This is a genomic window from Aquabacterium parvum (genome assembly GCF_001447195.1).
Taxonomy (GTDB): Bacteria; Pseudomonadota; Gammaproteobacteria; order Burkholderiales; family Burkholderiaceae_C; genus Aquabacterium; species Aquabacterium parvum.
In genome coordinates this window covers 33592-42424 of the sequence record NZ_LFRI01000109.1, presented here as the reverse complement: position 1 = coordinate 42424, position 8833 = coordinate 33592, and the positions used below count along the sequence as shown (strand labels likewise).

Genomic DNA, 8833 nt, shown 5'->3' with positions numbered 1-8833 from the left:
GACATGACCGCATGGATCGGGCACCCCTTCGATCCCAATGCCTTCAACGTGCAGGACGCCCAGGATCGCTTGTATGAAATCAAGCTCTAGCTGACCAGTCGTGCGCTGCCAAGTTGGGCCTTGGTCGGACGCTTACACCTCAACGACAAAGAGAGGCGTAAGTTGCTGTTTTGAAATGGTTTTTCTTTTGTTGGCAGGCGTTGTTGACTCATAGGCACTCATCCAACAGACGAATTTAAGAGAGCCCAAGAGGGTTGGCCGTCGCTGCCCTGATTGCTTGTCCAGCAATGGTTGCATCTGCTGGGACATGCCTTCCAGCACAACGGGCGGCGGCACGAGCACCATGGCGGCATCCAGATCACCACGCTTGATGTGCCCCATGGTGGTGGCATGGCTAGCCGAGATGGCTATGAACTCCGCCAAGTGATGCTTGCACCAACTTAGATAGAACCACTTGGGAAACTCGTCTGAAGTGACCTTGAACAGGTGCTGATTCAGCACGCACCTCTCCCCGTCCCATAGCTTGACCATCAAGGAAGCAGACCAAGCGAAGATCACATCACCAGCTTCGACGATGTACTCGGGCTTCACCAGGCTGCTGGCCCAATCCGACGTTTCATTAATACCGCCGCTAAGTTCTCGAATCTTCAGGACCGGCAGTTTCTCAACATCATTTGTCGGCGGGTGTTTTTGACAAGCCAATCCGTTCAAGAAGGTTGCAATTTTGCTCAATGGCCGCTCATTCCAGCCCTCGTTCTGACTCTCTAAAAACCATTGGCGAAACAGCGTATAGGAAATTTCTTCAAGCGTTTGATTCTGGCGAAGAAGAAAATTAATCTTGTTATCAAGACTCGCCAATAAATCGGCAATAGCATTCTGTTCATGCAAAGTTGCCGGCAAAACCACAGGTAGATCGCGCTGCGCCGTGATGCCTATATAGGCACGCGTTGATCCGCTGTCGCCGTGATTGCGTAAAATTTCTTGAAAAACCGGGGTTTCAAAGAAATACCTCAAGTACGATTGCTTAACTTTTTCGCGTCGAGCACTCGATAATAAGTGACTTGAGGTGTGAGCATGATGTATGGCGTCGATATAGGCCCGACAATAGCCACTCTCCCAAGAGTTGCCTTATGAGTCAACAATACGTCGCCAGCAATTGCAAATCCCTTACTCAGGCTGTCAGCTTGCTGCTTAGATATGAATTTACAGCCAACAAGATCAATTTTTCCATCGTTGATGTCGGTCGCCATAACAAACGGGATACCGTCGGCAACAAAATCACTGCCTTTTGGATGGATTTCGCCATGGTTTCCATCAAGCGGCTTGGCCAAAATTCCGCATTCGACCAATCCTCCCACGGTTTTTACCCGCCAACCCAAGGGCAAATTGCCGAACTCAGTCTCATCCCAAGCAAGAGAATTCCCAGCACCATTGAGTTGATCACTCACGGCAACACCTTGGCAAGATTATGAGCAATTTCAGTATTAAGCGTTGCGTCTTCCAGCAACTGCGCGTCTAACTCTGCCTTTAACGCAGATCCTTGTTACCGCCCGGTTTGCAATCCGACGCCTGAAAGACGAGCAGCAGTTCTGCCGCCGATCCAAGCAGATGGGCGCAGCAGACTGGCCTTCTCGTGCCCTGTCGAGGCACGGTTCGGATTTCTACGCGGTTGAAGAGCGGCATGGCTGCTGGAACGATAGCTTGGTAACAGGACAGAGTAACGGGCGATAAGGCGCCATGAAGTTCATGCGCAAGCGCCTACCATGCATTGCTCTGGGGCCACCTCTGTTAGCCGGTCCAGCATCTTCAAATACGCACGTTCATGGCCAAATCCGGCTGGCGGCACCATCATGCCGAGTTGCCCTCTGGATACCCATAGTTGTGCGGGTGCCTACACCCTTCAAACCATATCAGTCTACCATTTAGAAAACTGCTCTGATGACCTTCACAAGTCGCGATTGATACATTAACTGTATATTCGATATCGTCTACACGATAATCTCGCACTCGGCACTCAGAAAAACTCTGCGACAGCCCCTTCCATACAGCAGAGCATCTTGGATGAGGAGTGAAAGAGCGCACAAGTGAAGATCACAACTGTCCTTCGCATTTCGCCGTAAAACAGCAAGTCATCAGAGAAGGTCAGCACCCAAGAGCCATCGTTGAGAGATGGTCTGGGTCTCTCTCCAACTGATTTGTATGGCTGAAGGGAACAGGTCACTTCCTATCTCTGCAAGTGATGCCCCCCCTCTGGGGGTGACCGGGATTACGTCAGCCTGACCGCAGTGCAGGCAATTTTCATTGCTATCGGACCGATCTCAATAGATAATCCGTCCATGAGCAAGGTTCGCACGACACCTCCATGGGTTCTCCGCACGCTGGCCAGCCTGGGCGAGCGCTGCAAGATCGCGCGCAAGGCTCGCTCGCTGACCCAGGCGCAGCTCGCATCCCTGGCCGACGTTGGCGTCAGCACCATCTACGCGGTCGAGGGAGGCAACGATGGCGTCTCCATCGGCAACTTCATGAAGATCTTGCACGCGCTGGACCAGCTCGAGCAGTTTGACGAGATCCTCGATCCTTCGCGAGACCCGATGATCACCGAGTTCGCCGTGCGCACGCTCGGCTCCGGGGGGCGCCATGCTTCGTAAGCCCCTGTGGGTCTGGATGCCCGGCCAGGCTGCGCCCACCATGGCCGGTACGCTCACCCACACACCTTCCGGCTACTCGCTGGCCTACGAGCGCGACTTCATCGAAAGCGGGATCAGCATCGACCCGGTGGCCATGCGATTGGGCCCGCGGCCGATTTCCGCGCCGCACCTGCCAGGCGTCATCGCCGATGCCAAGCCATCGGGCTACGGTCAGGATCGCATCAACGCCAAGCACGGGCGCGATCTCAGCGACATGGAGCTGCTTGAAGCCGGGGCTGGCGACGGTGTTGGCGCCATCGCGGTGTGCGAGGACATCGGCCGCAAGCAAAACGGCACCACCCCCAACCTCCATGACCTGGTCGCCGCGGTCGCGCGCCTAGACGAGCACGCGCCGGCGTCGCGCGCCATTCGCTCCGTCAACGCGGATCTGGAGACCAGCGCAGGCGGTGAGCGCCCCAAGATCACCGTCAACCACGAAGGCCGGCTCTGGCTGGCCAAAATGCAAGATCGCGGCGACCGCCCGGGCATGCCGGCACTTGAGTTCGTGGCCATGTCGCTCGCGAGCGAATGCGGCATCACCACTCCGGCCGTCGACCTGCACACCATCGGAAGCCATCAGGTGTTCATGGTCGATCGCTTCGACCGCGAGGACGATCCAGCCCGGCCCTGCCGCCGCCTCTTCGCCAGCGCACACACCGTTTTGCGCCTGGCGCCGGCCAGCGTGCGTGGCGACCCCAGGCGCTCCTACCTGGACTTCGCGCACGAAGCCCACCGCTGGAGCAACATCACGCACGGGCCCACTGGTGACCGATTCGAGTTGTTCAAGCGCATGGCCTTCAACGCCCTGGTGGGCAACGTCGACGATCACCCTCGCAACCACGGGCTGCTGATGGTCGACGGCAGCTGGCGCCTGTCCCCGGCCTTTGACATCACCCCGATTCAGCTCGTGCCCCCGCCAGGCCAGGATCCGTGGCCAGTGCTGTCGATGGCGGTTGCTCTCAATGGCTCAACCGTGGCCAGCCCAGAGAACCTGCTCTCGGCAGCCCTCACCTTCGGCATCGATGCTCAGGCCGCGGGCGAGTACCTGCGCCGAACCAGCGCTCACGTGGCCAACTCGTGGGAGCAGCGGCTGCGCCAGGCCCTCCCCCCGGTCAGCCCGCCCGCAGATGTCGAGCGAATCGTCGCCTCTGCGCGCGGCGCGTTCGCGATGTCGGAATTCATCGTTCAGCACCCCGCGACGCTTGATGCGTCCATCGATGCCGCGGCGCAGGCAGCCAGGGCCCCGCGCCGGCGCAGACACTTTTGAGGCATCAGGTCATCGGCGCCCGGCCCGCCTGCGATCAAACGAGCTCACCGCCATCAAAAATGGGGGCTGACATAGCCCGCCGCGATGGCGCCACCAGTGTCCACGCTGCCGCCGCACAGCACCGGCGGCGAAGACTTCGCCCGCGCACCCACCCAAGCATCCGCACCATGCCATCACCTCACGGCCCGAGTGCGAACGCCAGCAGAAATCGGCCCCGCCTTGATGATTCCATCCAGACTAGGTCTACCCACCATGGCGATTGGATGGACACCACCGCCAGACTCCCTGTGCAGCCTCAAGCAGCACTTTCAGCGCCCACCGGTTCCCCGGGGGGCGTTTTTTTGGCACCTTCGGGCAGAGCCGGGCCCCCCCCCCCTCGGCGCTCGACTTCAGAGCATGCCCTTGGGCACGCTCCTGCTGGACGGGGCCGGGGCGGGCGATGATGCCCCGGTGGTGCTGCGCGAGGGCAGCTTCTCGCCCACATTCCAGCGCGAGAGCACCTGGCCTTCGCGCAGCTGCTCCGGCGTGAGCTGCGCAGCTACGCGGCGGCGCATCTCGACAGCGGGCTCATTGCCCCCGGATGCCGCGATGTTGAAGTAGGCGTAGGCCAGCACCAAGTCCTTGCGAGCGCCTACCGGCCGGGTCTTCTGCAGGACGGTCTGCTCAGAACATCAGCGGTCGTTGCACTTGGCGGCGGCGCCCGGCAGCTATCTCGATTCGAATCTGCAACATTCAGACGCCACCTGGATCCTCAACCTCAATTTCTTTGGGCCTGAGTAGCGCTGGCCCTCATCGAGGCCATCAACAGTTTGAGCTGGAGTGACCTCCCCCCCACACAGCCCGCTCGCCTGCCATGTGAACAGTAGCTTCGCTCATGAAGTGATTGCACCGGAACGGCTTCGCCAGATCAACGCCCTGTCCCAGTTAGTGTCGCAACTACGCGTTGCAGCATCAACCTACGAACCGACCTCACGAACGTTTGAGCCAACAGTCTAGGGAAGCCGAGGTAATTCAGACGTATCTGGTTCAGCCTCCACCGACAACACCCCGCGAATCAGGAAATCCTTGAGCACCTTGTCAGCCCTGATCTTGACTTTGAAGGGCGGCAACGCCGCTCCTTCGATGCGCTCAAAGTAGGCCTTGGCCGACGCCAAGTTCACGGTAGCCCGCAGGTCGTCGAAACGCGCGTATTCGTTAAGGTTGGCTTCAGTCGGATGAGCGTCCAGCAATGCTGCCAGCTTGGTGGCATCAACACCCAGGGTCGCAACGACAGCCGCAAAGTCCTTGTTCTTCGCCCTGGCCTTGTAGTCCGCCAGGTAGTCACGGAAGGTCCGACTGGGGTCGATCTGCACATCGCCGCGCTGGATGTCGTGCAAGAATATCTCAGCGAATTTCTGGTCCTCCTGCGAGAGCGACGTGAATGACCGATGCAGTTCGGCCAAGGTTGCTTCACTGGACGCCCCGTCACTGCTCTCCAGCTCCTTGAGGTACTTGGCAAAGCGCGAGTTCATGTAGTCCGCGTCGATCTTGCCGGTGTCGATCTCAGTGATGTGGCTGTCAATGTCGAAGGGGATGCTCTCGCCGGCACCGCCGCCACCGACACCCAGCTCCTTGTAGCGCTGCAGCAGCGTCAGGTACTGCAGCTTCGTGAGGGCCACCGCAATCGACTGCTTGGGCTCGGTATCGAACTCGTAGACCGACTGGTCCCAGTTGAAGCCCTGGATCTTCGCGGCCTCCAAGATAGCGCTGAACCGGTTGAACTGCTTGGCAAAGGCCGCCCGCGCCGCCAAGTCATCCAGCCAGGTCGAGAACAGGTGCTGGTGGGCAATGAAATAGCCCAGGTTGGACTTGAAGTGATCGACGGTCTCCGCATCGTCCTCGGTCACCGCACTGAAGTCCTCGTCCGTGAAGCCCTCGGCCATGGCGAAGGCCACCAGCTTGTCGGAGAGGTACTTGTAGAAGATGAAGCCGAGGATGTAGTCCTTGTATTCGTTGGCCTCGATCTTCGAGCGCATCTGGTTGGCGGACTCCCAGATCTTGGATGCGAGTTGTTGCTTGTTCACGGTGAATAGACTCTAATTTCTTTTGATCACGCGGAAGAGCGTCAAGCGGAATCGTAAGCGCGATAGGTACCGCCAACAAAAACGCCTGGCATTGCCAGGCGTTCCCGTATCAGCGATTTGCAAGTACTGAGAATATTTGCAAGATCAATGAGAACCTACAAAATCAAGCATCGATGTTCGTCGCCCGCAGCGCATTCGTCTCGATGAAGTCCCGACGCGGTTCCACCTCGTCGCCCATCAGCATCATGAACACCTTGTCGGCCTCGATGGCGTCCTCGATCTGCACGCGCAGCAGGCGGCGCACGTTCGGGTCCATCGTGGTCTCCCACAGCTGCTCGGGGTTCATTTCGCCCAGGCCCTTGTAGCGCTGACGGCCCACGCTGTTCTCAGCCTGGCCGATCAACCAGGCCATGGCAGCGCGGAAGTCCACCACCTTGGCTTCCTTGGCCTTTTCGCCTTCGCCACGTCGCACAAAGGCTTCGGGCGTGAGCAGGCCGTTGAACTGCAGACCCGCTTGCGTCAGGGCTTCGTAGTCGGCGCCATGCACGAAGTCGGCCGTGATGATCGAGTACTTGGTGTTGCCGTGGAAGATGCGGCTGATGCGCAGGATGTGCTTGTCGCTGCGCGCGTCGAACTCGGCGGTGACCTCCGCGTTGTGCAGCGCACCCTTCAGGGCCACAGCGCTCTTCTCGGCCTCATCCAGGCTGTCGAGGTTCAAGGTCAGGCCGTTGGCGATCGCGCGCAGGGCCTCGACGTCCATCCAATTGCCCAGGCGTTCGACCACGTTGTTGGCCTTGACGTAGGCGGTGGCCAAGCCCTGCAGCGCTTCACCCGAGATGGCCGGCTTGCCCTGACCGGGCTCGACCACGGCACCATCGAGCGCCACCTTCATGAGGTAGTCGTCCAGCGCATGAGCGTCCTTGAGGTACTGTTCCTGCTTGCCGTGTTTGACCTTGTAGAGCGGCGGCTGCGCAATGTAGATGTGGCCGCGCTCGACCAGCTCGGGCATCTGGCGGAAGAAGAAGGTCAGCAGCAGGGTGCGGATGTGGGCGCCGTCCACGTCCGCGTCGGTCATGATGATGATGCGGTGGTAGCGCAGCTTGTCGGGGTTGAAGTCGTCGGTGCCCGCACCGCGCCCGATGCCCGTGCCCAGGGCCGTGATCAGCGTGAGGATTTCGTTGCTGGTCAGCAGCTTCTCGTAGCGCGCTTTTTCGACGTTCAGGATCTTGCCGCGCAGGGGCAGGATGGCCTGGAACTTCCGGTCGCGGCCCTGCTTGGCCGAGCCGCCTGCGGAGTCACCCTCCACGATGTAGATTTCGCACAGCGCCGGGTCTTTTTCCTGGCAGTCGGCCAGCTTGCCGGGCAGGCCCAGGCCGTCGAGCACGCCCTTGCGGCGCGTCATCTCGCGCGCCTTGCGGGCGGCTTCGCGGGCACGTGCGGCTTCGACGATCTTGTTGCAGATGATCTTGGCGTCGATGGGGTTCTCGAGCAGCCAGTCGGTCAGCAGGCGGCTGACGATGTCTTCCACCGGCGCGCGCACTTCGCTCGACACCAGCTTGTCTTTCGTCTGGCTGGAGAACTTGGGCTCGGGCACCTTGACCGACACCACGCAGGCCAGGCCTTCACGCATGTCGTCACCGCCCACATCGACCTTGGCCTTCTTGGCCAGCTCGTTGTCTTCGATGTACTTGTTGATGACGCGGGTCATCGCGGCGCGCAGGCCGGTGAGGTGGGTGCCACCGTCGCGCTGGGGGATGTTGTTGGTGAAACAGAGCACGTTCTCGTTGTAGCTCTCGTTCCACTGCATGGCCACTTCCACGCCGACGTTGGTGCCGTTCTCGGAGACCTTGTCGCCCTGAGCATGGAAGATGCTCGGGTTGAGGATGTTCTTGCCCTTGTTGATGAACTCGACAAAGCCCTTGACGCCACCGGCGTAGGCGAAGTTGTCTTCCTTGTTGTTGCGCTCGTCGATCAGGCGGATCTTGACGCCGTTGTTCAGGAAGCTGAGTTCACGCAGGCGCTTGGCCAGGATCTCGTAGTGGTACTCGTTGTTCTCTTTGAAGATCTCGACGTCGGGCAGGAAGTGCACCTCGGTGCCGCGCTTGTCGGTCTCGCCGATGACCTTCATGGGGCTGACTTCGACGCCGTCGCGCATTTCGATCACGCGGTCTTGCGGCACGCCCTGCTTGAACTCGATGAAGTGCACCTGGCCGTCGCGGCGCACCGTCAGGCGCAGCCACTTGGACAGGCCGTTCACGCAGGACACGCCCACGCCGTGCAGGCCGCCCGAGACCTTGTAGCTGTTCTGGTTGAACTTGCCCCCGGCGTGCAGCTCGGTCAGGGCGATCTCGGCGGCCGAGCGCTTGGGCTCGTGCTTGTCGTCCATCTTCACGCCGGTCGGGATGCCGCGGCCGTTGTCCGTCACCGAGATCGAGTTGTCGGTGTGGATGGTCACGACGATGTCGTCGCAGTGGCCGGCCAGGGCCTCGTCGATGGAGTTGTCGACCACCTCGAAGACCAGGTGGTGCAGGCCCGTGCCGTCCGACGTGTCACCGATGTACATGCCAGGCCGCTTGCGCACCGCCTCCAGGCCTTCCAGGATCTGGATGCTGCCTTCGCCGTAGCCGGTGTCGGCCGGTGCTGCGGGCTGCTGATCGGGGGTCTGGTCAGGGGAGGTGGCGTCGGTCATGGGCGCTGGGGTGCTCGGTGTGGATGCCAGAAAAGGACATGGGCCCGCCAGTGACACTGGGGGCCCATGATTCTAGCTGCTTGTGGCCCTTCGGCCGGGAGGCTTCTGGGACTGTCAAGCGGCTTGG

At 60.3% G+C, this 8833-nt stretch carries 7 protein-coding genes; 2 read left to right on the top strand and 5 right to left on the bottom strand.

Going from position 1 to position 8833, the window contains the following annotated elements; genetic code table 11:
• Positions 1-132: 132 nt before the first annotated feature.
• Entirely contained in the window at positions 133-1014 is an 882-nt protein-coding gene (locus tag ABG80_RS04500) for a restriction endonuclease subunit S (protein WP_160322435.1), read from the bottom strand.
• Entirely contained in the window at positions 1011-1448 is a 438-nt protein-coding gene (locus ABG80_RS21870; RefSeq protein ID WP_152987457.1) for a restriction endonuclease subunit S domain-containing protein, read from the bottom strand. The genes ABG80_RS04500 and ABG80_RS21870 overlap by 4 nt, the downstream gene beginning before the upstream one ends.
• A gap of 888 nt (positions 1449-2336) precedes the next feature.
• Here ABG80_RS21870 and ABG80_RS04490 point away from each other — a divergent pair.
• Together ABG80_RS04490 and ABG80_RS04485 are read left to right on the top strand one after the other, a co-directional pair.
• Positions 2337-2648, top strand: coding sequence for a helix-turn-helix domain-containing protein (locus ABG80_RS04490; protein WP_058086571.1), 312 nt, complete (start codon positions 2337-2339; stop codon positions 2646-2648).
• Positions 2638-3954, top strand: a complete 1317-nt coding sequence (locus ABG80_RS04485; RefSeq protein WP_083505809.1) for a type II toxin-antitoxin system HipA family toxin — start codon at positions 2638-2640, stop codon at positions 3952-3954. The genes ABG80_RS04490 and ABG80_RS04485 overlap by 11 nt, the downstream gene beginning before the upstream one ends.
• 389 nt (positions 3955-4343) lie before the next feature.
• Here ABG80_RS04485 and ABG80_RS22425 read toward each other — a convergent pair whose 3' ends face one another.
• The 3 genes from ABG80_RS22425 to gyrB form a co-directional block, all read right to left on the bottom strand.
• Entirely contained in the window at positions 4344-4568 is a 225-nt protein-coding gene (locus ABG80_RS22425) for a hypothetical protein (protein ID WP_160322434.1), read from the bottom strand.
• 378 nt (positions 4569-4946) lie between these two features.
• The gene (locus tag ABG80_RS04475) at positions 4947-6017 is read right to left on the bottom strand and encodes a type I restriction endonuclease subunit R, EcoR124 family (protein ID WP_058086569.1); all 1071 of its coding nucleotides are present in this window, start codon (positions 6015-6017) and stop codon (positions 4947-4949) included.
• 163 nt (positions 6018-6180) lie between these two features.
• The gene (gene gyrB / locus ABG80_RS04470; RefSeq protein WP_058086568.1) at positions 6181-8706 is read right to left on the bottom strand and encodes a DNA topoisomerase (ATP-hydrolyzing) subunit B; all 2526 of its coding nucleotides are present in this window, start codon (positions 8704-8706) and stop codon (positions 6181-6183) included.
• Positions 8707-8833 lie beyond the last annotated feature (127 nt).